Here is a 24,997-nt window from a genome sequence, read left to right as displayed (position 1 = left end):
CCTGACGCGATGGGAACCTCGAAGGATCACGCACCCCTGGCCGAGCGGGTCGAGCAACTCCTCGACGGAGGTCTCCCGTTGACCATCGTCGCGGCCGGCGACCCGGTGCTGCGGCGGGGCACCGAACCGTACGACGGCCAGCTGGGGCCCGCGCTGCTGGCCCGGTTCGTCGAGGCCCTGCGGGTGACCATGCGCGCGGCGCCCGGGGTCGGTCTGGCGGCGCCGCAGGTCGGTGTGAACCTCAGGATCGCGGTGATCGAGGATCCGGCGCCGGTGCCGGAGGAGGTGCGGCTCACGCGCGGGCGGGTGCCGCAGCCGTTCCGGGTGCTGGTCAATCCCGCCTACGAGCCCGTCGGCGCCGCGCGGGCCGCGTTCTTCGAGGGCTGCCTCAGCGTGCCGGGCTGGCAGGCGGTGGTGGCGCGGCCCGCCGCAGTGCGGCTGACCGGGCAGGACGAGCACGGGCAGGCCCTGGACGAGGTGTTCGAGGGCTGGCCGGCACGGATCGTGCAGCACGAGACGGACCATCTCGACGGCGTCCTGTACCTGGACCGCGCCGAGCCGCGTTCGCTGTCGTCCAATCTGGCGATGGCGGAGCGCTGGGCTCAGCCGACGCCGGAGGAGGCGGCGCGGGCGCTGGGCTTCGAGCTGCCGTAGCGCGCGGGGCCGCTCCGCCGAAATTCGCAGGCGCCGGTGGCGGGGGCTCCGTTACCGTGACCGCATGTCTACGCCCCGAATCTCCTAGCCGAGGATCCACTCCCACGCCACCCGTGTGTCCTCTTGCTTGTTCGGAGCGTTTTCTCATGATCACCGTTCGTGATGTCGACGTGCGCGTGGGCGCGCGTCTGCTGCTGTCCGGCGTCTCCTTCCACGTCTCCCCCGGCGACCGCATCGGCTTGGTCGGCCGCAACGGCGCGGGAAAGACCACCCTGTTGCACACCCTGGCGGGCGAATTGCGACCCGCCGCCGGCTCGGTCGTTCGCGCGGCCGGAGTCGGGCATCTCCCCCAGGACTCCCGCGCCGCCGACCAGTCGGTCACCGTCACCGACCGGATCCTGTCCGCGCGGGGCCTGGACCTGGCCGTGCGGGCGCTGCGCGGCGCCGAGGCCGCGATGGCGGACGGCTCGGAGCGGTCGATGAACGCCTATGTGCGGGCCGAGGCCGAGTTCCAGGCCCGCGGCGGTTACGCGGCAGAGGCGGAGGGCGCCAGGGTCGCGGCCGGTCTCGGCCTGCCGGCGGGGCTGATGGAACGCCGGCTCGGCGCGCTGTCGGGCGGTCAGCGCCGGCGCGTGGAGCTGGCGCGCATCCTGTTCGCCGGGCACGGGACGCTGCTGCTGGACGAGCCGACGAACCATCTGGACGCCGCCTCGATCACGTGGCTGCGCGGCTTCCTGACGAGCCATCAGGGCGGGCTGGTGATGATCAGTCACGACACCACCCTGCTCGCCGGCACCGTGAACCGGGTCTTCCACCTGGACCCGGGGCGGGCCGCGCTCGACATCCACAACACCGGCTGGGAAACCTACCTGGAGCAGCGGGACGCCGACGAGCGGCGCCGGACGCGCGAGCGGGCGAACGCCGAGCGCAAGGCGGCCACGCTGCACGCCCAGGCCGACAAGATGCGCGCCCGGGTGGCGACCGCGGTGGCCGCACGGAACATGGCACGCCGCGCCGACCGTCTGCTCGCGGACCTCGAACCGGCCCGGCACGCCGCGAAGACGGTCAGGATCCGGCTGCCCGAGCCGGCGCCCTGCGGCCGCATCCCGCTCGGCGCGGTGAGCCTGACCAGGTCCTACGGCGGTCAGAGTGTGCTGCGGGGTGTCGACCTGGCGGTCGACCGGGGCAGCCGCCTGGTGGTACTGGGGCCCAACGGCGCCGGGAAGACCACCCTGTTGCGCATCCTGTCCGGGCGGGACACGCCCGACAGCGGCCGGGTGGTCCACGGGCACGGTCTGCGCCTGGGCTACTTCGCGCAGGAACACGACACCCTGGACCCGGAGTCGACGGTCCGCGAGCACCTGGCCGGAGCCGCGCCGCACCTCACCGACGGGGAGGTGCGGCGGGTCCTGGGCGCGTTCCTGTTCACCGGCGACGACACCGGCAAGCGGGTCGGCGTCCTGTCCGGCGGCGAGAAGACCCGGCTCGCCCTCGCGGGTCTGGTGCACTCGGGCGCGAACGTCCTGCTCCTCGACGAGCCCACCAACAACCTGGACCCGGCCTCCCGGGCCGAAGTCCTGGCCGCGGTGGGCACCTACCCGGGCGCGATCGTCATGGTCACGCACGACCAGGGCGCCGTCGACGCGCTGCGGCCGGACCGGGTGCTGCTGCTGCCGGAGGCGGAGGAGGACCTGTGGGACGACGACTACCGGGAACTGGTGGTGCCCGCGCACCGGTGACCCCGGCCGGGGCCGTCCGGCGCGGAACGCCGGACGAGCCGCGGGTCAGGCGTCGCGGTAGGCCTCCAGCAGCCGCAGCCACACCTCGCTGATCGTGGGGTACGAGGGGACGGCGTGCCACAGACGGCTGATCGGGACCTGGCCGGCGACCGCGATGGTCGCGGAGTGGATGAGTTCGCCGACGCCGGGGCCGACGAGGGTGACGCCGCGCAGGATCTCGGCCTCGAGGTCGACGATCATGCGGGCGCGGCCCTGGTAGCCGTCGGCGTACAGGCCGGCCCCGGCGACGGTGGACAGGTCCACGTCGACGGCCTTCACCCGGTGCCCCGCCTGTTCCGCCTCGGCCAGGGACAGGCCTACGGCCGCGGCTTCCGGGTCGGTGAAGACGACCTGCGGGACGGCGGCGTGGTCGGCGGTCGCGGCGTGGGCGCCCCAGGGCTCGGCCACGAGGGTCTCCCCGGTGGCACGGGCGGCGATGGCGGATCCCGCGATGCGGGCCTGGTACTTGCCCTGGTGGGTGAGGAGGGCGCGGTGGTTGACGTCGCCGACCGCGTACAGCCAGTCGTGGCCGTCCACGCGGAGGCTGTCGTCGACCGGCAGCCAGGAGCCGGGGTCGAGGCCGATGGTCTCCAGGCCGATGTCGTCGGTGCGCGGGGCGCGGCCGGTGGCGAAGAGGATCTCGTCGGCCTCGATGCGGTCGCCCGTGTCGGTGACGGCCACGACCGTGCCGTTCTCCCGGGTCACCGACTCCACCGAGGTGCCCGTGCGGACGTCCGCGCCGGCCTCCGTGAGCGCCTCGGCGATCAGTTCCCCGGCGAACGGCTCCATGCGGGGCAGCAGGCCCTTGCCGCGGACCAGCAGGGTGACCTGCGAGCCGAGGGCCTGCCAGACCGTGGCCATCTCGGTGGCGACCACTCCGCCGCCGATCACGATCAGCCGGCCGGGCACGGTCTTGGAGCTGGTGGCCTCCCGGCTGGTCCACGGCTTGACGGCGTCGAGCCCGGGCAGGCCGGGCAGGGCGGCGCGGCTGCCGGTGCAGACGGCGACGGCCTGCCGGGCGGTCAGGACTCGCTCGCCGCCGTCCGGACCGGTGACCGTCACGGTGCGGGGGCCGGTGAGGCGCCCGTGGCCGCGGTACAGGTCGGCGCCGATGGAGTCGAGCCAGCCGACCTGACCGTCGTCCTTCCAGTCCGAGGTGTAGTAGTCGCGGTGGGCGAGGACCGCGGAGGCGTCGAGGGGGCCCTGCACGGACTGGCGCAGGCCGGGGACACGGCGGGCGTCCGCGCGGGCGATGACCGGCCGCAGCAGGGCCTTGCTGGGCATGCACGCCCAGTAGGAGCACTCGCCGCCGACCAGTTCGCTCTCCACGACCGCGGTGGTCAGTCCGGCGGCGCGGGTGCGGTCGGCGACGTTCTCCCCCACGGGTCCGGCACCGAGCACCACGACGTCGTACGTGTTGGTTTCCGTTTCCGTCATGGGGTCAGTCTGGTGGGTGGTGTGCGCCCTGGCCACATGGGTAGGGGCGCGGAATACGTGTCCGGTCGGCCGTGTTGTGCCGACGGCTTGACCCCACACCAGGAAGAGGGATTTACGCCATGAGCAGCACCGTGGAGCTCACCAAGGAGAACTTCGACCAGACGGTCACGGACAACGAGTTCGTCCTGATCGACTTCTGGGCCGACTGGTGCGGGCCGTGCAAGCAGTTCGCCCCGGTGTACGAGAAGGCGGCCGGGGAGAACCCGGACCTGGTGTTCGGCAAGGTGGACACCGAGGCGCAGCCCGAGCTGGCCGCGGCCTTCGGTATCCAGTCCATTCCCACGCTGATGATCGTCCGTGACCAGGTCGCCGTGTTCGCCCAGCCCGGCGCCCTGCCCGAGGCCGCCCTGACGGACGTCATCGGGCAGGCCCGCAACCTCGACATGGACGAGGTGCGCAAGTCGATCGCCGAGCAGCAGGCCCAGCAGCCGACCGAGTGACGGGTCCCGGGACCCCGGGCCCGTCGGGCCGGCTCCTGGAAGGGGTGCCGGGTCCTGGAGGGGTGCCGGGTCCTAGAAGGGGTACGGAGCGACGTCTCCGCGTACCGTCGTCCAGCGCAGCTCGGTGAAGGCCTCCAGATTGGCCTCGCCGCCGAAGCGGGCGCCGGTGCCGGAGGCGGCGACTCCGCCGAAGGGTGCCACGGCCTCGTCGTTGACCGTCTGGTCGTTGATGTGGACGATGCCGGTCGGGATGCGGTCGGCGAGGTCCAGGCCGCGGGCCGGGTCCCTGGTGACGATGCCCAGGGAGAGGCCGTACGGGCTCTGTGCGGCCAGCGCCGCCGCCTCGTCGGTGGTGGTGAAGGGCCGGACGGGCGCCACCGGACCGAAGACCTCCTCCGTGTACGCGGGGGTGCGGTCGTCCACGTGGGCCAGGACCGTCGGCCGGTAGAAGAGCCGGTCGTGGGTGCCGCCGGCGGCGAGCTTGGCCCCCGCGGCCGTGCTGGCCTCGACCAGACCGCTGATCTTGCCGAGCTGGCCGGAGTCGATGATGGGACCCAGGTGGACCTGGTCCCGGTGCGGGTCGCCGACGGCGAGTGAGTCCGCCTTGGCGGCCAGCCGCTCGACGTACTCGTCGTAGAGGGACGCGTGCACCAGATGGCGTCCGGTGGTCATGCAGATCTGGCCCTGGTGGAAGAACGAGCCCCAGGCGGCCGTGGAGATGACCGCGTCGAGGTCGGCGTCCTCCAGCACGATCATGGCCGAGTTGCCGCCCAGTTCCAGATGGGCCCGCTTGAGGTGACGGCCCGCGGCCTCGCCCACGGCCCGTCCGGCGGCGGTGGAGCCGGTGAAGGAGATGACGGGCACGCGCGGGTCGGCGACCAGGGCCTGTCCGGCGTCGGCGCCACCGGGGAGCACGTGCAGCAGGTCCTCCGGCAGGCCCGCGGCGGCGAAGACCGCTGCGAGGGACAGCCCTCCGCAGACAGCCGTACGCGGATCCGGCTTGAGCAGCACCGCGTTGCCCAGCGCCAGGGCCGGAGCGACGGAGCGGATCGACAGGATCAGCGGGGCGTTGAACGGCGAGATCACGCCGACCACACCGGCCGGCACGCGGCGCGTGTACGACAGGCGCGGCGCCTCGCTGGGCAGGACCTGACCCGCCGGGCGGGAGGCGAGCGCGGCGGCCTCGTAGCACTCCTGGGCGGCGACGTGCAGTTCGAAGTCGGCCTTGCCGGGTACGGAACCCGATTCGCGGACGAGCCACTCGCGCAGTTCGGCGGCGTGCTCGGTGAACAGGTCACCGGCCTTGCGGAGCACGGCGGCGCGGGCGAAGTGCGGGGTGCGTGCCCAGTCGCGCTGGGCGGTGGCGGCCCGCCCTGAGGCGGCCCCGACGTCCTCGGGGGTGGCGAGGGCGAGGGTGCCGAGTTGCTGGCCGGTGGCGGGCTCGGTGACGGTGTACCCGGCCCCCGCGAGGCGGCGGGGCTGCCAGGTCCTGGTGTCGAGCAACGGCATGACGGCTCTCCGATCGATCGGTCACCGGCTGCCGGGTTGGGCACAACTCCCGTACGTGCGCGGCCGGTTCGGCGGTCACATGGCGGGACGCGTCGAGCGGGCGCGGCGGTGTGCCGCGGCCCGCGCGGAACGCGTCCCCGTTTTGTTGAGCATGCAACATCCTAGTCATGCCTCGGCACGAAAGCGGGGCAGCCGGGCCCCGCCTGTCGGCCCGGTCCGTGCACGGCCGGACGTTTCGACCGGTCATGCGTGGCCGGACGTGCACGACCGGACGCTCCGACCGATCATGCGTGGCCGGTCGTGCACGGCCGGTCGTGCCGCGCCGGGTCAGCTCGATTCGCGGTGCAGCACCGTCGCCCCCAGCACCTTGTGCGTCTCGGGCTCGCTGGTGGGCTTGCGCACCGCGCGGTCGACCAGTTCGGCGAGTTCACGGCCGCAGGGCAGCTCCAGGTGGACCGTGCTCAGCCGGGGCCGCAGCAGCCGCCCGAGCATCAGGTCGTCGGCGCCGATCACGGCGGTCTCCTCGGGAATGCGGATGCCTTCGTCCAGCAGGGCCCGCATCAGCAGCATCGCGTACTCGTCGTTGTAGGTGAACACGGCGTCCAGGCCGAGGGCCCGCCAGCGGACGGCCAGGCGCGCCGCGGCCTGTTCGTCGTAGGCGAGGGGCAGTTCGGTCACCGTGGCGTCCGTGCCGCGCACCGACTGGCGCACACCGTCGAGACGGGGTGCGGAGAACGCCTCGAGGCCGGGTTCCTGCGGGACGACGACGCCGATCCGGCGCCGGCCGCGGTCGTAGAGGTGGGCGCCCGCGCTGTGGCCGACGACGTCGTGGTCCATGAGCAGCGCGTGCGCGCCGTCGATGGTCTCGGGGCCGAGGGTGACCACGGCCCGGGCTCCCGAGCGCTTGAGCACCGCCACTCCGCGCGGACCGAGACCGGAGCCGGGCACGAGCACGGCCACGGGCCTCAACTCGGCCCAGGCGCGGGCCGCTTCGTCGCTGTGCGGGCCACCGGTGCCGTACTGCACGACCGTGTAGTCCAGGCTGCCGAGCGATCCCTGGAGGTCATTGAGGAACCGGTTGTAGAGCGGGCCGACGGGGAAGGTCGGCGCGGGGATGAGGACCATGCGGCTGTGCCCGGCGCGCAGACTGCGGGCCGCGGCGTGCGGTACGTATCCGAGTTCCCTCGCGGCCTCGTGCACACGGCGGCGGGTGGGTTCACTGATGCGTACGGCGCTGGTGTTGTTGAGGACGTAGGAGACGGTCGCGCGCGAGACGCCGGCCAGGCGGGCCACATCGGCGCTCGTGGGCACGGAGCGCGACGGTGCGGGGGACGGGGGCGCGGGCGTTTTCGGTATCTGCACCATGACGTACGGCATCTTGGCAGAAGCCCCAATGCGCCCTTCCGGCGGGGGAGTTGTGACTGAGCCGTGAACGCTCACGACGTGCGGGGGGGGCTTTCAGCGGGTGGCGCCCGTGCTCGTCACCCGGTCGACCAGGTCGGTCCACGCAACCTCGAGGCGGGACAGCGGTATGCCGCACTGCCTGGTCAGGTGGTGCACGAGGGCGGGGTCGAGCTGACCCATCAGGCCGTGGGAGAGGAGCTCGCAGTCCGCTTCGGGGACCGCCTGCCGCAGCAGCATCTCGATGTGGTGCCGCAGCACACGCCGGGCGGGGGTGACGTAGCGGCGGCTCGCGCCGGGCTCGGCGGCCAGTTGCAGCTCGAGTTCGTCGGTCGAGCGGCGCAGCATCGCGCAGCCGAACGCCCGCAGCCGCTCAACGGGCGGCGCTCCGGGTCCGAGCGGCGGCGGGCCGCCGAGGAACGCGGCCTGGAACTTCTTCTCGGAGTGGTCGAGCAGCGCCGTCAGCAGGCCGGTGCGGTCACCGAACCTGCGGAAGACCGTGCCCTTGCCGACACAGGCCTCGGCAGCCACCGCCTCCATCGTGACGGCCTCCGCGCCGCGCTCCGCCACCAGCCGCCCGGCGGCCTCCAGCAGCCGGGCACGATTGCGCGCGGCGTCGGCCCGCAGGCACGGCTCGTCCTCCTCCGGGGAGATGCCGAGCTGGAGCAGCTCGGGATGGTCGACGGGCTCCTGGGGCGTCGGGAAGGGAGGCGGGGCGGCGGACATGAAGCCAGCGTAAAGCATCGGGAACAAAACTGGACCGCGGTCCGGTTAGGGTGCTAGAAAGTTAAACGGACCCCGGTCCGGATCATCAGTGCCTCAGAGCAGTGCCTCAGATGTGGGAGTCAGCATGTCCGTTCGTATCCTCGCCCTCGTGGGCAGCCTTCGCGCCGGTTCGCACAACCGCCAGCTCGCCGAGGCGGCCGTCAAGCTCGCCCCCGAGGGGGCCGAGGTGGACCTGTTCGAGGGTCTGGCCGAGATTCCCTTCTACAACGAGGACATCGACGTGGAGGGTGACGTCCCGGCCGCCGCCGCGCGGCTGCGCGAGGCCGCGAACGCCGCCGACGGCCTGATCCTCTTCACCCCCGAGTACAACGGCACCATCCCGGCCGTGCTGAAGAACGCCATCGACTGGCTGTCCCGCCCGTACGGTGCCGGTGCCCTCAACGGCAAGCCGGTCGCCGTGGTCGGTACCGCGTTCGGCCAGTACGGCGGCGTCTGGGCGCACGACGAGACCCGCAAGTCCGTGGGCGTGGCCGGCGGCAAGGTCCTGGAGGACGTCAAGCTGTCCATCCCCGGCTCGATGACCCGCTTCGCCGAGACGCACCCGGCCGACGACGCCGAGGTCGCCGAGCAGCTGACCGAGGTCATCGCGCGCCTGCACAGCCACGCGTCGGAGCCCGCCGCGGCCTGACCGCGTCGTTTCGCACCCGTGGAGGGCCGGGGCCGATGACGGCCCCGGCCTCTTCGGCATTCCGGCGGAGGCCTCGGCCGGCCGGGCCGAGAGCAGGCTCGGCGCTTGCCCGGAGCGACCCGCTGCTGCCCCGGCAAGCGCCGGACGAGCTGAGTCAGACAGCCCGGCAACGCGCCGGGCACCTGGCGGCCCTCAGCGATCGAGCAGCCCCCGAGCGTGACCAGCACCGGCCCCCGGACGGGCACGCGGCCCTCCAGCCGGCACCCGACCGGTCCCAGGCGGCCGCGCAGCACCCCGGGAAAGCACACGACCGGCTCGGGGCGGCCGTCAGGCGGGTTGCGGATGCGCCTGCCGGGCGGTCCTGTGGATCGGTGTGGCCGAACCCGTGAGCGGCGCCCCCGTGCCGCCGTGCCGGGCTGCGATGATCTCCGCCGCGATCGACACGGCCGTCTCCTCGGGCGTACGGGCTCCCAGGTCGAGGCCGATCGGTGATCTCAGCCTGGCCAGGTCGCGCTCGCTCACGCCCGCTTCCCGCAGCCGCCGGTTGCGGTCCTCGTGGGTGCGGCGGGAGCCCATCGCGCCGATGTAGGCGACGGGCAGCCGCAGCGCCTCCGTCAGCAGGGGGATGTCGAACTTCGCGTCATGGGTGAGCACGCACAGCACCGTGCGCCCGTCGGTCTCCGTGCGCCGGAGGTAGCGGTCGGGCCAGTCGACGACGATCTCGTCGGCCTGCGGGAAGCGGGCCCGGGTCGCGAAGACGGGGCGCGCGTCGCACACGGTGACGTGGTAGCCGAGGAATGCGCCCGCCCGTACCAGGGCCGCCGCGAAGTCGATCGCGCCGAAGACGATCATGCGGGGCGGCGGAACGGCCGATTCGACGAGCAGGGTGAGACCGCCCGGGCAGTGCGACCCGTCCTCGGAGAGCTCCACCGTGCCGGTGCGGCCGGTGTCCAGCAGGGCCCCGGCCCGGTCGAGCACCGCGCGGTCCAGCTGCGGGCCGCCGCCGAGGCCACCGTCGGACGAGCCGTCGGGGCGGACCAGCAGGGCCTGGCCCAGGAGGCCGGACGGGCCCCGCACCACCCGGGCCAGGGCCACCGGCTCGGCCCGGGCGGCGGCCGCCAGCGCCGCCCTCTCGGCCGGGCGCCCGCCCGCGAACGGGGTGATCATGACATCGATCGTCCCGCCGCAGGTCAGCCCCACCGCGAAGGCGTCCTCGTCGCTGTAGCCGAACCGCTCGACGAGCGTCTCGCCGTCTTGGAGGGCCTGAAGGCAGAGGTCGTACACCGCTCCCTCCACACAGCCCCCGGAGACCGAGCCGACGGCCGTGCCGTCCGCGGCGACGGCGAGCGCGGCGCCGGGAGGGCGCGGGGCGCTGCCGCCCACGGCGACGACCGTGGCGACGGCGAAGTCCCGGCCCTCCTCGATCCACTGGTGCAGAGGTTCTGCGAGATCAAGCATCGCCGCCCGCCAGCAGCACACGGTCGGGGCGGATCGGCAGGTCCCGGTGGCGTACGCCGGTCGCGTGCCACACCGCGTTGGCGACCGCCGCGGCCGCGCCCACGATGCCGACCTCTCCGATGCCCTTGATGCCGACCGGGTCGTCCGGGTCGGGGTCGTCGACCCAGTCGGCCTCGATGTGCGGGATGTCGGCGTGCGCGGCGACGTGGTAGCCGGCGAGGTCGGCGCCGTAGACGCCGCCGCTCGCCCGGTCCCTGACGGCTTCCTCGTGCAGGGCCATGGAGATGCCCCAGATCATGCCGCCGACGAACTGGTTGCGGGCGGTGAGCGGGTTGACGATCCGGCCCGCCGCGAAGATGCCCAGCATGCGGCGCACGCGAACCTCTCCGGTGGCGGGGTCGACGGCGACCTCGGCGAACTGCGCACCGAAGGCGTGCCGCTCCTTCTGAGCGAGGGCGCCGAGCGCTTCGGCCGTGTTCGACCGTACGGTGACGCCCTCCGGCGGGATGTCCGCGCCCGGCGCGAGGCTCCGGCGCAGTTCCTGGGCGGCGGCCGTGACGGCCCAGCCCCAGGAGCGGGTGCCGGCCGAACCGCCGGCGATCGACGCGGCGCCGAGGTCGCTGTCACCGATCCGCACCCGGACGCGGTCCGCGGGCACCTCCAGGACATCGGCGGCGACCAGGGTGAGCGCGGTGCGGGCGCCGGTGCCGATGTCCGCGGCGTTGATCCGCACGGTGAAGGTGCCGTCCGCCTCCGCGGTCAGGGCCGCCGTGGACGGCATGGCCAGCGTGGGGAAGGAGGCGGCGGCGGTGCCCGTGCCGAGCAGCCAGCGGCCCTCCCGGCGCACGCCGGGCCGTGGATCCCGCCCGTCCCAGCCGAACCTGCGGGCGCCTTCCCGGAAGCAGGGGATGAGGTTGCGGCTGCCGAACGGCAGCCCGGACACGGGGCCCACCTCGGGCTCGTTGCGGACCCGCAGCTCGATCGGGTCGATGCCGCACCGCTCGGCGAGCTCGTCGAGTGCCGACTCCAGCGCGAACGAGCCCGACGCCTCGCCCGGGGCGCGCATCCAGGTCGGGGTGGGGACGTCGAGCTTCACGAGCCGGCTGGCCGTGTGGTGGGCGTCGGCGGCGTACATCGACCGGCTCGACGCCGCGCTCGGCTCGACGAAGTCGTGGACGGTCGAGGTCTGGTTCAGCGACCGGTGCTCCAGCGCGAGCAGCCGTCCGTCCGCGTCGGCGCCGAGCCTGACCCGCTGGGCGGTGGGGCTTCGGTGACCGGCGAGGGAGAACATCTGCCGGCGGGTCATGACGACCCGGACCGGGCGTTGCAGCACGGTCGCCGCCATCACCGCGGCCACCTGGTGCACGCGAACACCCTTGCTGCCGAAGCCGCCGCCCACGTGCTCGGACCGGACCCGCACCGAAGCGGGGTCGAGGGAGAACAGGCTCGCGAGCTCGCCGGCGACCCAGCCGGTGCCCTGGTTGGAGTCGACGACCTCCAGGCGGCCGCCCTCCCACCGGGCCGCCGCAGCGTGCGGCTCCATCGGGTTGTGGTGCTCCTCCGGGGTGGTGTACTCGGCGTCCACCACCACGGCGGACGCGGCGAGTCCGGCCTCCAGGTCGCCCTTCTCCACCACGGCCGGCATGTGCCCGTCGAGCGCGTACGCCTCGGCCTCGCGACCGGCGGAGAACGCGACGTCGTGCGGCTCCCGGTCGTAGTGCACCACGAGAGCCTCGGCGGCCTCCCTGGCCTGCTCGGAGGTCTCGGCGACGACCAGGGCCACCGGCCAGCCCATGTGGGGCACGCGGTCGTGCTGGAAGAGGCCGACGGTGGGGTCCGGCGGGGTGCCCATCATGCCGGTGTAGTCGATGTCGACGCGCGGGGCGTTGTGGTGGTGGAGCACGGTGAGCACCCCGGGCATGGCGAGCACGGCCTCGGTGTCCAGGGCGCGGATGCGGCCGCGGGCGACGGTGGAGACCACAAGCCAGCCGTGGGCGAGCTCCGCGAAGGGGATCTCGCCGGCGTAGCGGGCCGCCCCGGTGACCTTGTCGCGGCCTTCCACGCGCGGGTGCGCGGTGCCGACTGCTCCCCTGGTGGCGGTGGTCATCGGGCGGCCTCCTCGGCGAGTTCGCTCAACACGGCCACGACGAGGTTGCGCATCAGGATCACCTTGTATCCGTTGTGGGGCAGGGGCCTGGCGGCCGCCAGTTCGGCGTCCGCGGCGGCCGCGAAGTGTTCGGCGTCGGCCGGGCTGCCGGTCAGGGCCCGTTCGGCCGCGCGGGCGCGCCAAGGACGGGAGGCGACCGCGCCGAAGGCCAGGCGCACGTCGTGGACGAGGCCGTCCCGGACGTCGAGCGCGGCGGCGACGGAGCCGATGGCGAAGGCGTACGAGGCCCGCTCGCGCACCTTGCGGTAGCGGGAGTTGGCCGCTGCGGCGGTGGGCGGCAGGGTGACGCCGGTGATGAGCGCACCCGGCGGCAGGGCGGTCTCCAGATGCGGGGTCTCCCCCACCGGCAGGTAGAAGTCGGCGAGCGGCAGCTCCCCCGCCCCGTCGGCCGTTTCGTACGACACGCTCGCGTCGAAGGCGGCCAGTGCCACGCCCATGTCGGAGGGGTGGGTGGCCACGCAGTGGTCGGAGGCGCCCAGGACGGCGTGGTTGTGGTGCTCGCCGGTGATGGCGGGGCAACCGCTGCCCGGATCGCGCTTGTTGCAGGGGGAGGTGACGTCGGCGAAGTAGCCGCAGCGGGTGCGCTGGAGGAGGTTGCCGCCGACGGTGGCCATGTTGCGCAGCTGCCCGGAGGCTCCGGCCAGCACGGCCTGCGCGAGTGCCGGGTAGCGGCGCCGGACCTCGGGGTGGGCGGCCAGGTCGCTGTTGGTGACGGTGGCCCCGATGCGCAGCCCGCCGTCCTCGGCCGGCTCGACGCGGTTCAGGGGCAGTTCGCGTACGTCGACGAGCCGGGCGGGCCGTTCGACGCCGGTCTTCATCAGGTCGACGAGGTTCGTGCCGCCGCCCAGGAAGCGGGCTTCGCCGTCGCCGTCGAGCAGTGCGACGGCGCCGGAGACGTCGTAGGCCCGCTGGTAGCCGAACTCCCTCATGCCGCAGCTCCCTTGGTGCTCTCCTCGGCGGCCCGGGCCACGGCCTGGACGATCGACACGTACGCGCCGCAGCGGCACAGGTTGCCGCTCATGCGCTCGCGGATCTCCTCAGGGGTCAGCGGCGGTGGTCCCGCCTCGGGCCGGACGTCGCCGGTGACGGCACTCGGCCAGCCGGCCGCGTGCTCCTCGATCACGGCGATGGCCGAACAGATCTGGCCCGGCGTGCAGTAGCCGCACTGGAAGCCGTCCAGGTCGAGGAACGCCTGCTGCACGGGGTGCAGTCGCTCGCCCTCGGCCACGCCTTCGATGGTGGTGATCTCGCGCCCCTCAGCGGCCACGGCGAGCTGGAGGCAGGCCACGCTCCGGCGGCCGTCGAGCAGGACCGTGCAGGCACCGCACTGGCCCTGGTCGCAGCCCTTCTTGGTGCCCGTCATGTCCAGTCGTTCACGCAGGGCGTCGAGCAGGGTGGTGCGGTGGTCGACGGTCAGCGTGTACTTCTCGCCGTTCACGGACAGGGTGAGGTCGCTGGACGTCGATGGGGGCATGGAAGCCTTCTCTCTCACATCGCGAGGTCGGGGGTGGGCAGGGTCGCTGCGGGCGGCGATGCCGGTTCGCGACCGTGCGGGATGCGGGGCGGGCGGGCCCGGGGCACGGCAGCCGCGGGCTGTCCGCACCCGCGGCACGCCGATACGATGGGCAAGCGGACAGTTGTCCGTTACTCGGAAAACTTAACGGACAACTGTCCGCTTAACAAGGGGCTGGTTTCGGCCACGGCCCGGGAGGAGGGCGGGTGCGGCAGAAGAAGGACGCTCCCCTGCGCTCGGACGCGCAGCGCAACCGCGAGCGCATCCTGGAGGTCGCGCTGGAGCAACTGACGCGCTCGGCGGGCGTCCCGCTGAGCGCGATCGCCAAGAAGGCGGGCGTCGGGCAGGGCACCTTCTACCGCCACTTCCCCACCCGCGAGGCACTGGTCCTGGAGATCTACCGGCACGAGATGCAGCAGGTCGCCGACACCGCCCCGGTGCTGCTGGAGAGCCGGGAGCCCGACCGGGCGCTGCGCGAGTGGATGGACCGGCTGGCACGGTTCGCGATGACCAAGGCGGGCCTGGCCGACGCCATTCGCCAGGCCACCAGCGCACCCGGTCAGCCGGAAAAGCCGGGCCACGCCCCCGTGACCGACGCGGCCGAACTCCTCCTGCGGGCCGCGGAGGAGGCCGGCACCATCCGTCCCGGGGTCACCGCGAGCGACCTCTTCCTCGTCATCGGCGGACTCTGGACGATGGACCCCCACACCGACTGGCAGCCGCGCGCCACTCGCTTGCTGGATTTCGTCATGGACGGGCTGCGGGTGGGGGCGGCCGGGGGGTGACGGAGGTCTGGCTACGACCGCCCGGCTCCTTCAGGCGACCGCCGTGCGGGCCAGGCCTCGTAGTTCCTCCAAGGCCTCCGCCACCGCCGGGCGGGCGTGCCCGCCGGTCCGGGTGCAGGTCAGGAGCTTGCGGTGGGGATCGCCGGTGCAGCGGACCCGGGTGATCGGCAGGTGCGGGGTCAGATGCGCCAGGCGCGGAATGAGGGCTACGCCGAGCCGGTGGGCTACGAGGTGGGCGCAGACGTTCCAGTCGAGGGCGTGATGGACGACCTCGGGGGTGAACCCGGCCGCGCCGCAGGCGGAGAGGACGTGCGGCCGGCAGGGACTGTCCTCCACCGGCGCGATCCACGCCTCCCGCGCAGCCTCGGCGAGATCGACCCGGGTCCGTCCCGCCAGCCGGTGCCCTTCGGGTACGACCAGGTCGAACGGGTCGTCGAGCAGCGGCCGCTGGTCGAACCGGTTGTCGCTCAGCGGCGGATTGCGCGGGGTCGCTTCGACGACCGCCAGGTCGGTCCCGCCCTCGAAGAGCAGGTCGAAACTCTCCGGGACACCCGCCTCGGTGATCCGGACGGACAGCCGCGGGTGCCGCTCCGCCAACCGGGCCGCCATCGGCGCCAGCAGCACCGAGACGGCCACCGGGAAGCCGGTGACCCGCAGCACCCCGGAGGGCGCCCCGTGGTCGGCCCGTAGATCCAGTTCTGCCTGGTCCCAGCGGGCCTGGATGGCGTCGGCGTGCGCGAGCAGGCTCTCGGCGGCCGGGGTGAGACGCACCCCGCGCCCCTGTGGCTCCAGCAGGTCGACGCCCAGGTCGCGGGCCAGCTGCCGTACCTGCTGGGAGGCGGCGGACGGCGTGAAGTGCAGGGCTCTGGCGGCCGCGGTGACGGTGCCGTAATGGGCGACCGCCCTCAGAACGTGCAGCCGGCGCAGGTCAATCATGAAGGCCAGGCTTCACAGTGAGGTCCACAAAGTCAACCTGGACGTGTACGGATCTTCGGACGCACCCTTGGGGTGTCGCGACGGTCAACCACCACGACGTACGAGGAGTCGGACATGACCAGCACCGAGGCCACCGCCGCCTGCCCGCACTGCGGCTGGCCGGACCGGGGCGAGCCGTTCCGGGTGCTGTCCCGGCACAGCACCGCGACGGGCCACACGGAGTGGACGCGCTGCGGATGCGGTTCGTTGCAGATCCGGGTCGCCGACGGCCGCGGGACGCGCGTCGTCTCGCGCAGCGGGCCCGCGACCACGACTGCGACTGCCGCGAGCCGTTGAGTGCGGCTCCGGGGCCCCCGCCGACGGGACACGGGCGCCCCGGCCGCACTCGACCGGCCCGACCCGATGGGGAGCGCCCGCTCGGTTGAGATGACCTTGCCGGTCGTCGTGCAGCGGGTGCCCCACTGCTGGGCGAGCTGGGCCACGATGAGCAGCCCCCGGCCCCCCTCGTCGGTGGTCCGGGCGTGAGCAGGCTCGGAGGCGCCGCGGGTTCCGGTCAGAACCGGGTCCCGTTCCCCTGCGGGCCCGGGATGCCGAGCACAAGCAGCGTCACGTCGTCGTCAGACGCGTCCGCGTCCGCGATCAGGGTCTTGATCAGGCAGTCCGCGGCACGGTCGAGGGTGCCGGGGTCGTCGACCCGGGCGCCCTTGAGCACGGCGTCGACGGTGTGGGTCAGGAGGTCGACCTGGGCCTCGATGTCCGTGCCGGGCCTCTCGACCAGCCCGTCCGTGTAGAGCACGAGGGCGCTGCCCGGCGGCAGCGGCAGGGTCGCTTCCTCGAAGGGCACCACGTGCGCCGCGTCGTTGACGCCCAGCGGCACCCCGACCGGGGCCCCCAGCCGGCACGCGGGCCCGTCGGGCGGCAGAGCGATGACGGGCAGGTGCCCCGCCGAACACAGGGTGACTTCGTGCCTGTCCTGGTCCAGGACCAGGTAGACGCTGGTGACCAGTTGGCCCGCCAGGTCGCCGACGAACCGGTCGAGCGCCCGCATCAGTCCGCTGGGCGTGGCCCCCGTGCGGGCCAGGGCGTGAGAGGCGGCGCGCAACTGCCCCATGACGGCCGCGGCCTCCAGGCCCCGGCCCATGACGTCACCGATGAGGACGCCAGTGCGGTGCTCCTCGAGCGGGATGACGTCGAACCAGTCGCCGCCGACACCGGGGTCCTGGACGGACGCCAGATACCGGTAGGCACAGGGCAGGTACGCCAGGCGGGGCGGCTCCCCCATGAGACTGTGCTGCAGGGTGTAGGCGATCCGCCGCTGCTGCTCATAGCGCTCGGCCCGCTCGGCCTCCAGCCGTCTGCGCTCGGTGATGTCCCGGACGGTCAGGACCACGATGGTCTCCTGCTCGGCCCGCAGACTGCTGACGCTCACCTCGACGGGGAACTCGGAGCCGTCGCCGCGCGCCCCGTACAGGTCCTTGTCGAGAACCGCCGGCTTCGGATCACGCAGGCGGAGGTAGGCACGCAGGAGCGCGCAGTGCCGCCGGCGCCGGCCAGCGGGTACCAGGCTGACCACATCGGAGCCGACGAGATCACCCGGGTCGCGTCCGAAGAGCCGTTTCACCTGCGGGTTGGCCATGACGACGATACCGTCGCCGTTCGTGATCAAGGTGGCGTCGGGAGCGGACTCCAGCAGCGCGACGAACCGCCGGTGCGCCCGCTGGACCTCGCGTTCGGCCGCGACGCGATCGGTGATGTCGATGTACACGCCGCCCAGGGCGTACGGCGCGCCGGAGGTGTCGTTGAGCAGGAACCGGGTGGACAGGAACTCCCGTCGGCCTCCCGGCAGGGCGAACGTCTTCTGCCGCTGTACCGGCCGGCCCTCCGCCAGCACGGCGCGGTCGGAGGCGCGCGCCTGACGCATGAAGTCGGGCGGCAGGACGTCCCGGTCCAGGCGGCCCAGGACCTGCTCCCGGGACAGGTCCAGAGTCTGCTCGAACCTCGTGTTGACCGCCAGGAGACGGCCCTCGAGGTCCTTGATGAACACCATCGCGGGCGTGTACTCGATGAAGGCCTGCAGCAGTTCGTTCTGACGCACCCGCCACTCGAGACGGGCATGCGCCACCTCGACCCGGCGGCCCACTGCCAGGGTCGTGAAGATCACCGCCGTGAACACGGCCACGTGACCGAAGACGAGCAACCCGGTTCCCAGCCGCTCCCCGAACAGCCCGGCGTCCTCGGCGACCAGAACGGCCCAGCCCAGCAGCGGCGGCACGATGACGACGGTGACGAACAACCATCGTCCGAGCGCGCCCGTCGTCCCCGCGTTCAGCAGCAGCCCCGCACCGCCCTCGCCCGGTCGAGCCAGGAAGAGCGCCGTGCCGAACAGCGTCAACGCCGCCGCGGTGTGCAGGGCCATGCCCGAGTAGGGGCCGAACTGCTCCAGTTCGGTCACTCCGTAGGCGGCCCCGTACAGCCTCAGCATGCCGAGTGCGCCGACGCCGAGGCCCAGGATCTGACTCGCCCAGGCAGGGATCCGGGGCACACCCGCGCACAGGGAACCCACTCCCCCGGCCATCAGGGCCGCGGTCGTGTTCGGTGCCATCCGCCCTGGCGGCCCCGTCCCCTGGAAGACGGTGTCGTCCCTGAAGAGCAGCTCGTCGAGGCCCAGGTCAGCCCCGGACACATACTCCGCGAGGGTGAGCGTGCCGATCAGGATGACCAGGACCGCCGCCGCACGGGACACGGCGAGCGCGAACGGGCCGATCCGGCGCAGGAAGGAGAGCACGTACAGGGAAAGCCCGAGCGCCACGACAGCCACGGCGGTGTTGGCCTTCATCGCCACCGAGGCCCCGGGCAGCACTTCCTTCAGCGCGTCGGCCCCGGAGATCCAGCCGACCAGACTGACCAGGCCCAGCAGACCGGCTGTCAGGGCCGCGATCCCGGCCACCCGGCGCGCGGTGGCGAGAACACGTGGGCGCAACGGCAGTCCGTCGACCTGCTCCGGGCTGCCCACACCGGGGGATCCCGGCGACTGCGGCTCCCTCATCACCTCATACTCATCCCTGCCGGATGAACACGAACCATCATCAATCAGCTTAAGTAATGAAAAGAGTCTGGCTGCGGCGAGCAGCGGGCCCTGGAGCGCCATCGGAGGCGGGGAGGCGGCGGGCGCCCTCGGGCAGCCGGGGTCGGCGACACCCGGTGCCGCCGACCGCACGGGCGGGGGCATGACCTCCGCCCCCGGCTCTCTCTCGGCACGCCGGTCATGACCCGCGTCGCACCGGCGAAACCGCACATCACCGGCACCGCGGTCCCGCCAAACCACCCGCCGGCGTGATCCGGATCGCGTCGGTGGCCCGCCCCCGCGCCCTCCCCCTGCGGCAGACTGTCCCAGCGCCCCCCCGTACACGATTCAGGAGCTTGAGGCATGAGCGTGCAGCGGTATCCCCTGGCCGGGGTCACGGTGGTCAGCCTGGAGCAGGCCGTGGCCGCGCCCTACGCCACGCGGCAGCTCGCCGACCTCGGTGCCCGGGTGATCAAGGTGGAGCGGCCGGGCGGCGGTGACTTCGCCCGCCGGTACGACACGACCGTGCACGGCCACTCCAGCTATTTCGTGTGGCTCAACCGCTCCAAGGAGTCCCTCACGCTCGACCTGAAGGACCCCCGCGGCCACGAGATCCTGCACGACCTCCTCGACGGCGCCGACGTGTTCGTGCAGAACCTCGCCCCGGGCGCCGCCGCCCGGCTCGGGCTGGACGCCGCCGCCGTCACCGGCCGCCGCCCGAACCTGATCCCGTGCACGATCTCCGGCTACGGCACGACCGGCCCCTGGTCCGACCGCAAGGCCTACGACCTGCTCGTGCAGTGCCAGACCGGGCTGGTGTCGCTGACCGGAACCCCCGAGGGGACCGCCCGGACGGGGATCTCCGTCGCCGACATCGCCGCCGGGATGTACGCCTACAGCGGCGTCCTCACCGCCCTGTACACCCGTGCCACCACCGGCGAGGCCCACCCCGTGGAGGTGTCCCTGTTCGAGGCACTCGCGGAGTGGATGGGCCAGCCCGCCTACTACACCCGGCACGGCGGCGCCCAGCCCCCGCGGCTGGGCACGCAGCACGCCACCATCGCGCCGTACGGGACGTACACCGCCGCCGACGGCAAGGAGGTGCTGTTCTCCATCCAGAACGAGCGGGAGTGGGTGGCGCTGTGCGCCGAGTTCCTCGACCGTCCGGAACTGGTCGACGACCCGCGTTTCGCCACCGGCTCCGACCGTGTCGCCCACCGCGAGGAACTCAACGCCGTCGTCGCCGAGCGGTTCGCCCGCTCCGGCTCCGACGAGATCCTCAAGGACCTGGAGCGCATCGGCATCGCCTGCGCCGGGGTCAACGACGTCGCCGCGTTCCTGGACCACCCCGTGCTGGCCGCCCGTGGCCGCTGGAGCGAGGTCGAGGTGCCGGGCGCCACCGTGGAGGCGCTGCTCCCGCCCGCCGACCTCGCGGGTCTGCCCGCGCGCATGGACCCCGTGCCGGCCGTGGGCGAGCACACCGAGGCCATCCTCACCGAACTGGGCCGCACCGCCGAGGAGGTGGCGGCCCTGCGCGCGGACGGCGTCGTCTGACGGCTACCTCCGACGGCGAGCCACTCCGGGAGGTCTAGCTGGACTCAGCGGACGGCTGCGCCGCCTCCGCCTCGGCCTCGGCCTCCTGCTTCTTCGACGCGCGCAGGCTCGTGACCGTCGTGACCGCCAGGACCAGCACGATGAAGCCCAGCGAGAACGGGATGCCGATCTCGGGGACGTGCACGCCCGACTCGTGCAGCGCGTGCAGCACCAGCTTCACGCCGATGAAGCCCAGGATGATCGACAGGCCGTAGGAGAGGTGGACCAGCTTCTTCAGCAGGCCGCCGATGAGGAAGTACAGCTGGCGCAGGCCCATCAGGGCGAAGGCGTTCGCGGTGAACACGATGTACGGGTCCTGGGTGAGGCCGTAGATCGCGGGGATGGAGTCGAGGGCGAACAGCACGTCGGTGGAGCCGATCGCGAGCATCACGACCAGCATCGGGGTCATGATCCGCTTGCCGTTCTCGGTGATGAACAGTTTCGTGCCGTGATAGCGGTCGGCCACGCCGAAGCGCTGCTCCGCCATCTTCAGCAGCTTGTTCTCCTGGTACTCCTCCTCGTGGTCCTGCGTGCGGGCGTCCTGGACCAGCTTCCAGGCGGTCCAGATCAGGAAGGCCCCGAAGAGGTAGAACACCCAGGAGAAGGTGGAGATGATCGCCGCGCCGGCCGCGATGAACACCGCCCGCAGCACCAGGGCCATCAGCACGCCGACCATCAGCACCCGCTGCTGGTACTGCGAGGGCACCGCGAACTTGCCCATGATCAGGACGAAGACGAAGAGGTTGTCGACACTGAGCGACTTCTCGGTGATGTACCCGGCGAAGAACTCGCCCGTGGGCCCGCTCCCACCGAAGTACCAGAGTCCCGCGCCGAACAGGCCCGCCAGGACGACCCACACCACCGTCCACGTCCCGGCTTCCCTGAGGGACACGTCGTGCGGCTTGCGGCCCACGAAGAAGTCGACGGCGACCAGCACGCACAGGGCGGCCACGGTCAGCAGCCACACGGACAGCGAGACGTTCACTTGTTGCTCCTGATGCAGGTGTGGGGAAGGGACATCGTGATCCGCCGCGGCCGATTTCCGCCACTCCCGCCAGGTGAACATTGAGTCAAAGCTGCACGTGCAGCGCCTCCAGCACGTCCTGGTCCGTCAACTGGTCGAAGTCCTCGTACCAGAGGCCCACCGCCATGAACGCGGCCGGCCGGTGCAGGCAGACCACCTCGTCGGCCTCTGCCCGCATCAGGTCGGCGCCCTCCGGGGAGCACACGGGCACGGCCAGCAGCACCTTCCCGGGCGCCTGACGGCGTACGAAGCGCAGCGCGGCGCGGGCCGTGGAGCCGGTCGCCAGGCCGTCGTCGACGACGATCACGGTCCGTCCGCGCAGGTCCGGGGCGGGTCGGCCCTGCCGGTACAGCCGCTCGCGGCGCCGCAGTTCGGCCCGCTCACGCTCGATGACGGGGGCGAGCGCGGCCTCGCCGAGTCCGAGGTGGCGCAGGGCCTCCTCGTCGAGGAGCGGCACCTCGTCCCCGGCCATCGCGCCGACGCCGAGCTCCTCCTGGTGGGGCGCCCCGATCTTCCGTACGACGAGTACGTCGAGCGGGGCGTCCAGCGCGGCGGCGACCTCGCGGGCCACGGCGACCCCGCCGCGGGGCAGGGCGAGGACGAGGGGATCGGGCAGGTGCCCGTCGCGCTGCCGGGTGCGCAGTGTTTCGGCCAGTTCCTCACCGGCCTGCCGGCGATCACGGAACCGCATGACGGTCACCTCCGCTTCCCGCACGAATGAGGGCCCCGGGCGGTCCGGCTCCCGCGTACCCCCACCACACCGGGCCGTCCGGCTCCCGCGCGCCCCCGCCCCAGCCGGTCCGGTTCCCGCGTACCCCCCGGCCCACCGGACGATGCGCGCCGACCGGTCACCCTCCGGTGGCGGCCCGTATCCGCTCGTCGCACCACTGCCGGGCCGCCTCGGCGACCTGATCGAGCGCGCCCGGTTCCTCGAACAGGTGGGTGGCGCCGGGCACCACGTGAAGGGTGTGCGGGCCGGGCAGTCGCCGTGCCGCCTCCTCGTTGAGCCGCAGCACGTGCGTGTCCCGGCCGCCCACGATCAGCAGCACCGGGGCCCGTACCTCGTCCAGGGCGTCACCGGCCAGGTCGGGCCGCCCACCGCGCGAGACGACCGCCCGTACCCGGTCGGGGCGCTGCGCGGTGGCGACCAGGGCCGCGCCCGCGCCGGTGCTGGCGCCGAACAGGACGACGGGCAGGTCCGAGGTGCCGGGCTCCCGCGCCAGCCAGTCGAGGGCGGCGACCAGTCGGCGACCCAGCAGGGGGATGTCGAAGCGGAGTTCGGCGGTGACGGCGTCCTGGTCTTCCTCCTCCTGGGTGAGCAGGTCGATCAGCAGGGTGGCGAAGCCGGCGGTGCGCAGACCGGCGGCGACCTCACGGTTGCGGGGGCTGTGCCGGGAGCTGCCGCTGCCGTGCGCGAACAGCACGATCGCGCGGGCGTCCGGGGGCACGGCCAGGTCACCGGTGAGGTCCGCGCCGCCGGCGGGCAGGGTGACCGTTCGGGCGTTCATCGTCAGCCTCCTCTCCCCCGGTTCCCGTGGTACCCACGCCGCGGTGGACGTCCCATGGCGCGATCTGTGGGGTGCGTGTCGTTGACGCCGTACCGCGCGCGGATGGAGCGTGAGGGGCGTGACCGATCGCCGTATCGTCTTCGTCGTTTTCGACGGCTTCCAGCCGCTCGACCTCACCGGACCGCACGAGGTGTTCCACAGCGCGGGCGAGTACGCCTGCGAGGTCGTGGCGACCCGGGCGGGGCCGGTCCGGTCGGTGAGCGGGCTGGTCATGCACGCCGCCCACGGCGTGACGGACCTCGACCCGGCCGGGACGGACACCCTCGTGGTGGTCGGCGGCCGGGGCGTCGACCGGGCCCGGGAGGACGAGTCGCTCGTCGCCTGGGTCGCCGCCGCGGCGGCGGGTGCCCGGCGGGTGGCCTCGGTGTGCAGCGGGGTGTTCCTGCTGGCGGCCGCCGGCCTGCTCGACGGGCGGCGGGTCACCACGCACTGGGCGCGTGGGGAGCAACTGGCCCGGGAGCATCCCGAGGTGCGCGTGGACTGCGACCCGATCTTCGTCCGGGACGGGCGGGTGTGGACGTCGGCCGGAGTGACCGCCGGGATGGATCTGGCGCTCGCCCTCGTGGAGGACGACCTCGGCCGGGACGTCGCGCACGAGGTGGCCCGCCGGCTGGTGCTGTTCCTGCGCCGCCCGGGCGGGCAGTCGCAGTTCAGCGTGGCGCTGTGGTCGCGGCAGCCGGCCACGGACCCGGTGCGGGCCGCCGTCGGCGCGATCCACGCCGATCCCGGTGCCCGGCACGACATCGCGGGTCTCGCCGCACACGCCGGGCTGAGCCCGCGTCATCTTCAGCGGCGCTTCACCGCAGAACTCGGTGTGCCGCCGGCGGCGTACGTCGAGCGGGTGCGCGTCGAGGCGGCCCAGCGGGCACTGACGGACGGGGACGAACCGGTCGAGGCCATCGCCCGGCGCTGCGGCTTCGTCACCGCCGAGACCCTGCGCCGCACGTTCCACCGCCGTCTCGGTGTCGCGCCGTCGGACTACCGCGCCAGGTTCCGCTCCACGACCGGAGCGTTGGCCGATCTCGCAGATCTCTCAGATCTCGCAGATCTCGCAGATCTCGCAGAGGAAGGAAGAAGCGCATGACGACTTACGGCCTGCTGGTCTTCGAGGATGCCGAGGAGCTGGACTTCGTGGGGCCCTGGGAGGTCTTCACCGTCTCCGCGCGGCTGCGGGACAGCGGCGACACGGCCGTACTCGTCTCCGAGCACCCCGGCGCCGTGCGTTGCAACAAGGGCCTGCGCGTGCTGCCCGACCACACCTTCGACGACCATCCGCCGCTGGACGTGCTGCATGTGCCGGGCGGTCTTGGCGCCCGTGAGACCCAGCTGCACAACCCGGTGGTCACCGGCTGGATCGCCAAGACGGCGGAGCGGGCCGCGTGGGTGCACGGCGTGTGCACCGGCACGTTCCTGCTGCATGCCGCCGGACCCGCCCGGGGGCGCCGGGTGGCCACGCACTGGAGTCAGGAGGACACCCTGGAGGCGCGCGGGGACGTGACGGTGGTCCGGGACGCCCGCTACGTGGTCGACGGCGGCCTGGTCACCAGCCAAGGCGTCTCGGCCGGGATCGACAGCGCGTTGTGGCTGGTCGGGCGGCTGCACGGCCGGGATCACGCGCGGGCCGTACGGCGCTACATCCAGTACGACCCGGCGCCGCCGTACCTGGCGGACGAGCCCGTCTGAGTGACCCGTGGGCGCCGGGCCGCATGGGTGGGCAAGGCTCGGGCAGGCGATGTTCATGGGCGGTGACACGAGCAACGGCGGGCAAGGGCGGCAGCCGGGCGAGTGCGGGCACCGGGCGGTGCCGCATCCCGGCGACATCCGGATCGAGGCGTGGGCGGCGTGCAGAGAGCACTGCCTGGCAGAGGCCGTCCTGGCGATGGTCGAGTGTTTCGCGGACGTCTCCGGGGTGCGGCCCACCGCCGTGGACCGGGTGCGGTTGCCCGAGGCGAGCAGCGACGATCTGCTCGCCTCGCTGCTGGAGGAGATCATCTTCCAGCTGGAGGCGTACGGGCAGGTGCCCGTGGACGTGGAGGCGGACGAGGCCGACGGCGGCCTGGACGTACGGCTGGCCGTCACCGGCATCACCGACGTGGAGATCACGGGGGCGGTGCCGACGGCGGTGGCGTGGGACGAGCTGCGGATCGGGCCGGATCCGTACGGGTGGTCGTGTGCGGTGACGATCGACGCCTGACC

General features: G+C 73.1%; 23 protein-coding genes. 10 read left to right on the top strand and 13 right to left on the bottom strand.

The window, feature by feature from the left end; translation table 11 throughout:
• Positions 1–9: 9 nt before the first annotated feature.
• Together QOL88_RS35460 and QOL88_RS35455 are read left to right on the top strand one after the other, a co-directional pair.
• Positions 10–654, top strand: a complete 645-nt coding sequence (locus QOL88_RS35460; protein ID WP_097222314.1) for a peptide deformylase — start codon at positions 10–12, stop codon at positions 652–654.
• Positions 655–800: 146 nt separating this feature from the next.
• Positions 801–2,393 carry an ABC-F family ATP-binding cassette domain-containing protein gene (locus QOL88_RS35455; RefSeq protein ID WP_179879045.1) on the top strand — a complete coding sequence of 531 codons (1,593 nt, stop codon included), beginning with the start codon at positions 801–803 and terminating at the stop codon, positions 2,391–2,393.
• Positions 2,394–2,438: 45 nt separating this feature from the next.
• Here the strand turns inward: QOL88_RS35455 and QOL88_RS35450 are convergent, their stop codons facing one another.
• Positions 2,439–3,869: a dihydrolipoyl dehydrogenase family protein gene (locus QOL88_RS35450; RefSeq protein ID WP_097222312.1), complete on the bottom strand. Its 1,431-nt coding sequence runs from the start codon at positions 3,867–3,869 to the stop codon at positions 2,439–2,441.
• A gap of 119 nt (positions 3,870–3,988) precedes the next feature.
• Here QOL88_RS35450 and trxA point away from each other — a divergent pair, with 119 nt between their 5' ends.
• Positions 3,989–4,369 (top strand): thioredoxin, encoded by a 381-nt coding sequence (gene trxA, locus QOL88_RS35445; protein WP_031103862.1) that lies wholly within the window; start codon positions 3,989–3,991, stop codon positions 4,367–4,369.
• A gap of 72 nt (positions 4,370–4,441) precedes the next feature.
• Here the strand turns inward: trxA and QOL88_RS35440 are convergent, their stop codons facing one another.
• The 3 genes from QOL88_RS35440 to QOL88_RS35430 all read right to left on the bottom strand — a co-directional run bounded on the left by QOL88_RS35440 (position 4,442) and on the right by QOL88_RS35430 (position 8,005).
• Positions 4,442–5,878 carry a benzaldehyde dehydrogenase gene (locus QOL88_RS35440; RefSeq protein ID WP_097222311.1) on the bottom strand — a complete coding sequence of 479 codons (1,437 nt, stop codon included), beginning with the start codon at positions 5,876–5,878 and terminating at the stop codon, positions 4,442–4,444.
• A gap of 327 nt (positions 5,879–6,205) precedes the next feature.
• Entirely contained in the window at positions 6,206–7,255 is a 1,050-nt protein-coding gene (locus tag QOL88_RS35435) for a LacI family DNA-binding transcriptional regulator (protein WP_373559330.1), read from the bottom strand.
• Between the two features lie 81 nt (positions 7,256–7,336).
• Entirely contained in the window at positions 7,337–8,005 is a 669-nt protein-coding gene (locus tag QOL88_RS35430; protein WP_097223329.1) for a TetR/AcrR family transcriptional regulator, read from the bottom strand.
• A 124-nt stretch (positions 8,006–8,129) separates the two neighbouring features.
• On the opposite strand from QOL88_RS35430, the gene QOL88_RS35425 reads away from it, so the two are divergent.
• Positions 8,130–8,693 carry an NAD(P)H-dependent oxidoreductase gene (locus tag QOL88_RS35425; RefSeq protein ID WP_097222309.1) on the top strand — a complete coding sequence of 188 codons (564 nt, stop codon included), beginning with the start codon at positions 8,130–8,132 and terminating at the stop codon, positions 8,691–8,693.
• A gap of 327 nt (positions 8,694–9,020) precedes the next feature.
• On the opposite strand, the gene QOL88_RS35420 is transcribed toward QOL88_RS35425, so the two are convergent.
• Genes QOL88_RS35420 through QOL88_RS35405 form a run of 4 tightly spaced genes read right to left on the bottom strand, consistent with a single transcriptional unit; the run spans position 9,021 to position 13,792 of the window.
• Entirely contained in the window at positions 9,021–10,151 is a 1,131-nt protein-coding gene (locus QOL88_RS35420; RefSeq protein ID WP_097223328.1) for an XdhC family protein, read from the bottom strand.
• Entirely contained in the window at positions 10,144–12,258 is a 2,115-nt protein-coding gene (locus QOL88_RS35415) for a xanthine dehydrogenase family protein molybdopterin-binding subunit (protein WP_097222308.1), read from the bottom strand. Before QOL88_RS35415 ends, QOL88_RS35420 begins: the two co-directional genes overlap by 8 nt.
• Complete coding sequence (locus QOL88_RS35410) at positions 12,255–13,247, bottom strand: FAD binding domain-containing protein (protein ID WP_097222307.1); 993 nt, start codon at positions 13,245–13,247, stop codon at positions 12,255–12,257. The genes QOL88_RS35415 and QOL88_RS35410 overlap by 4 nt, the downstream gene beginning before the upstream one ends.
• Entirely contained in the window at positions 13,244–13,792 is a 549-nt protein-coding gene (locus tag QOL88_RS35405; protein ID WP_097222306.1) for a (2Fe-2S)-binding protein, read from the bottom strand. Before QOL88_RS35405 ends, QOL88_RS35410 begins: the two co-directional genes overlap by 4 nt.
• Before the next feature lie 245 nt (positions 13,793–14,037).
• Here QOL88_RS35405 and QOL88_RS35400 point away from each other — a divergent pair, with 245 nt between their 5' ends.
• Positions 14,038–14,616, top strand: coding sequence for a TetR/AcrR family transcriptional regulator (locus tag QOL88_RS35400; RefSeq protein ID WP_097222305.1), 579 nt, complete (start codon positions 14,038–14,040; stop codon positions 14,614–14,616).
• A 30-nt stretch (positions 14,617–14,646) separates the two neighbouring features.
• Here the strand turns inward: QOL88_RS35400 and QOL88_RS35395 are convergent, their stop codons facing one another.
• Positions 14,647–15,552, bottom strand: coding sequence for a LysR family transcriptional regulator (locus tag QOL88_RS35395; RefSeq protein WP_097222304.1), 906 nt, complete (start codon positions 15,550–15,552; stop codon positions 14,647–14,649).
• Between the two features lie 114 nt (positions 15,553–15,666).
• On the opposite strand from QOL88_RS35395, the gene QOL88_RS35390 reads away from it, so the two are divergent.
• Positions 15,667–15,888 carry a hypothetical protein gene (locus QOL88_RS35390; protein ID WP_097222303.1) on the top strand — a complete coding sequence of 74 codons (222 nt, stop codon included), beginning with the start codon at positions 15,667–15,669 and terminating at the stop codon, positions 15,886–15,888.
• Between the two features lie 217 nt (positions 15,889–16,105).
• Here the strand turns inward: QOL88_RS35390 and QOL88_RS35385 are convergent, their stop codons facing one another.
• Positions 16,106–18,598, bottom strand: a complete 2,493-nt coding sequence (locus QOL88_RS35385) for a SpoIIE family protein phosphatase (RefSeq protein WP_179879043.1) — start codon at positions 18,596–18,598, stop codon at positions 16,106–16,108.
• A gap of 381 nt (positions 18,599–18,979) precedes the next feature.
• Here QOL88_RS35385 and QOL88_RS35380 point away from each other — a divergent pair, with 381 nt between their 5' ends.
• The gene (locus QOL88_RS35380) at positions 18,980–20,170 is read left to right on the top strand and encodes a CaiB/BaiF CoA transferase family protein (RefSeq protein WP_097222300.1); all 1,191 of its coding nucleotides are present in this window, start codon (positions 18,980–18,982) and stop codon (positions 20,168–20,170) included.
• A gap of 34 nt (positions 20,171–20,204) precedes the next feature.
• Here the strand turns inward: QOL88_RS35380 and QOL88_RS35375 are convergent, their stop codons facing one another.
• The 3 genes from QOL88_RS35375 to QOL88_RS35365 all read right to left on the bottom strand — a co-directional run bounded on the left by QOL88_RS35375 (position 20,205) and on the right by QOL88_RS35365 (position 22,741).
• Entirely contained in the window at positions 20,205–21,194 is a 990-nt protein-coding gene (locus QOL88_RS35375; RefSeq protein ID WP_097222299.1) for a TerC family protein, read from the bottom strand.
• A gap of 85 nt (positions 21,195–21,279) precedes the next feature.
• Complete coding sequence (locus QOL88_RS35370; RefSeq protein WP_097223327.1) at positions 21,280–21,924, bottom strand: phosphoribosyltransferase; 645 nt, start codon at positions 21,922–21,924, stop codon at positions 21,280–21,282.
• A gap of 157 nt (positions 21,925–22,081) precedes the next feature.
• Positions 22,082–22,741, bottom strand: coding sequence for a dienelactone hydrolase family protein (locus tag QOL88_RS35365; RefSeq protein ID WP_097222298.1), 660 nt, complete (start codon positions 22,739–22,741; stop codon positions 22,082–22,084).
• A 118-nt stretch (positions 22,742–22,859) separates the two neighbouring features.
• Between QOL88_RS35365 and QOL88_RS35360 the strand changes: the two genes are divergently transcribed.
• Genes QOL88_RS35360 through QOL88_RS35350 form a run of 3 tightly spaced genes read left to right on the top strand, consistent with a single transcriptional unit; the run spans position 22,860 to position 24,995 of the window.
• Positions 22,860–23,885, top strand: a complete 1,026-nt coding sequence (locus tag QOL88_RS35360) for a GlxA family transcriptional regulator (protein WP_257027977.1) — start codon at positions 22,860–22,862, stop codon at positions 23,883–23,885.
• Positions 23,882–24,484, top strand: coding sequence for a DJ-1/PfpI family protein (locus QOL88_RS35355; protein WP_097222297.1), 603 nt, complete (start codon positions 23,882–23,884; stop codon positions 24,482–24,484). Before QOL88_RS35360 ends, QOL88_RS35355 begins: the two co-directional genes overlap by 4 nt.
• Before the next feature lie 55 nt (positions 24,485–24,539).
• Complete coding sequence (locus QOL88_RS35350) at positions 24,540–24,995, top strand: archease (protein ID WP_097223326.1); 456 nt, start codon at positions 24,540–24,542, stop codon at positions 24,993–24,995.
• The last annotated feature ends 2 nt before the right edge of the window (positions 24,996–24,997 follow it).

Source organism: Streptomyces sp. Ag82_O1-12 (assembly GCF_900182715.1).
GTDB classification, from domain to species: domain Bacteria; phylum Actinomycetota; class Actinomycetes; order Streptomycetales; family Streptomycetaceae; genus Streptomyces; species Streptomyces massasporeus.
Note: the sequence above shows the minus strand (reverse complement) of the source record. Positions and strands in the feature narration are given on the sequence as shown.

Coding starts and splice junctions, on each gene's coding strand:
- QOL88_RS35440 (WP_097222311.1), bottom strand. CDS start 5,878: ATGCCGTTGCTCGACACCAGGACCTGGCAGCCCCGCCGCCTCGCGGGG.
- QOL88_RS35425 (WP_097222309.1), top strand. CDS start 8,130: ATGTCCGTTCGTATCCTCGCCCTCGTGGGCAGCCTTCGCGCCGGTTCG.
- QOL88_RS35450 (WP_097222312.1), bottom strand. CDS start 3,869: ATGACGGAAACGGAAACCAACACGTACGACGTCGTGGTGCTCGGTGCC.
- QOL88_RS35350 (WP_097223326.1), top strand. CDS start 24,540: ATGGGCGGTGACACGAGCAACGGCGGGCAAGGGCGGCAGCCGGGCGAG.
- QOL88_RS35355 (WP_097222297.1), top strand. CDS start 23,882: ATGACGACTTACGGCCTGCTGGTCTTCGAGGATGCCGAGGAGCTGGAC.
- QOL88_RS35365 (WP_097222298.1), bottom strand. CDS start 22,741: ATGAACGCCCGAACGGTCACCCTGCCCGCCGGCGGCGCGGACCTCACC.
- QOL88_RS35405 (WP_097222306.1), bottom strand. CDS start 13,792: ATGCCCCCATCGACGTCCAGCGACCTCACCCTGTCCGTGAACGGCGAG.
- QOL88_RS35370 (WP_097223327.1), bottom strand. CDS start 21,924: ATGCGGTTCCGTGATCGCCGGCAGGCCGGTGAGGAACTGGCCGAAACA.
- QOL88_RS35455 (WP_179879045.1), top strand. CDS start 801: ATGATCACCGTTCGTGATGTCGACGTGCGCGTGGGCGCGCGTCTGCTG.
- QOL88_RS35460 (WP_097222314.1), top strand. CDS start 10: ATGGGAACCTCGAAGGATCACGCACCCCTGGCCGAGCGGGTCGAGCAA.
- QOL88_RS35430 (WP_097223329.1), bottom strand. CDS start 8,005: ATGTCCGCCGCCCCGCCTCCCTTCCCGACGCCCCAGGAGCCCGTCGAC.
- QOL88_RS35390 (WP_097222303.1), top strand. CDS start 15,667: ATGACCAGCACCGAGGCCACCGCCGCCTGCCCGCACTGCGGCTGGCCG.
- QOL88_RS35420 (WP_097223328.1), bottom strand. CDS start 10,151: ATGCTTGATCTCGCAGAACCTCTGCACCAGTGGATCGAGGAGGGCCGG.
- QOL88_RS35415 (WP_097222308.1), bottom strand. CDS start 12,258: ATGACCACCGCCACCAGGGGAGCAGTCGGCACCGCGCACCCGCGCGTG.
- QOL88_RS35435 (WP_373559330.1), bottom strand. CDS start 7,255: ATGCCGTACGTCATGGTGCAGATACCGAAAACGCCCGCGCCCCCGTCC.
- trxA (WP_031103862.1), top strand. CDS start 3,989: ATGAGCAGCACCGTGGAGCTCACCAAGGAGAACTTCGACCAGACGGTC.
- QOL88_RS35385 (WP_179879043.1), bottom strand. CDS start 18,598: ATGAGGGAGCCGCAGTCGCCGGGATCCCCCGGTGTGGGCAGCCCGGAG.
- QOL88_RS35380 (WP_097222300.1), top strand. CDS start 18,980: ATGAGCGTGCAGCGGTATCCCCTGGCCGGGGTCACGGTGGTCAGCCTG.
- QOL88_RS35410 (WP_097222307.1), bottom strand. CDS start 13,247: ATGAGGGAGTTCGGCTACCAGCGGGCCTACGACGTCTCCGGCGCCGTC.
- QOL88_RS35395 (WP_097222304.1), bottom strand. CDS start 15,552: ATGATTGACCTGCGCCGGCTGCACGTTCTGAGGGCGGTCGCCCATTAC.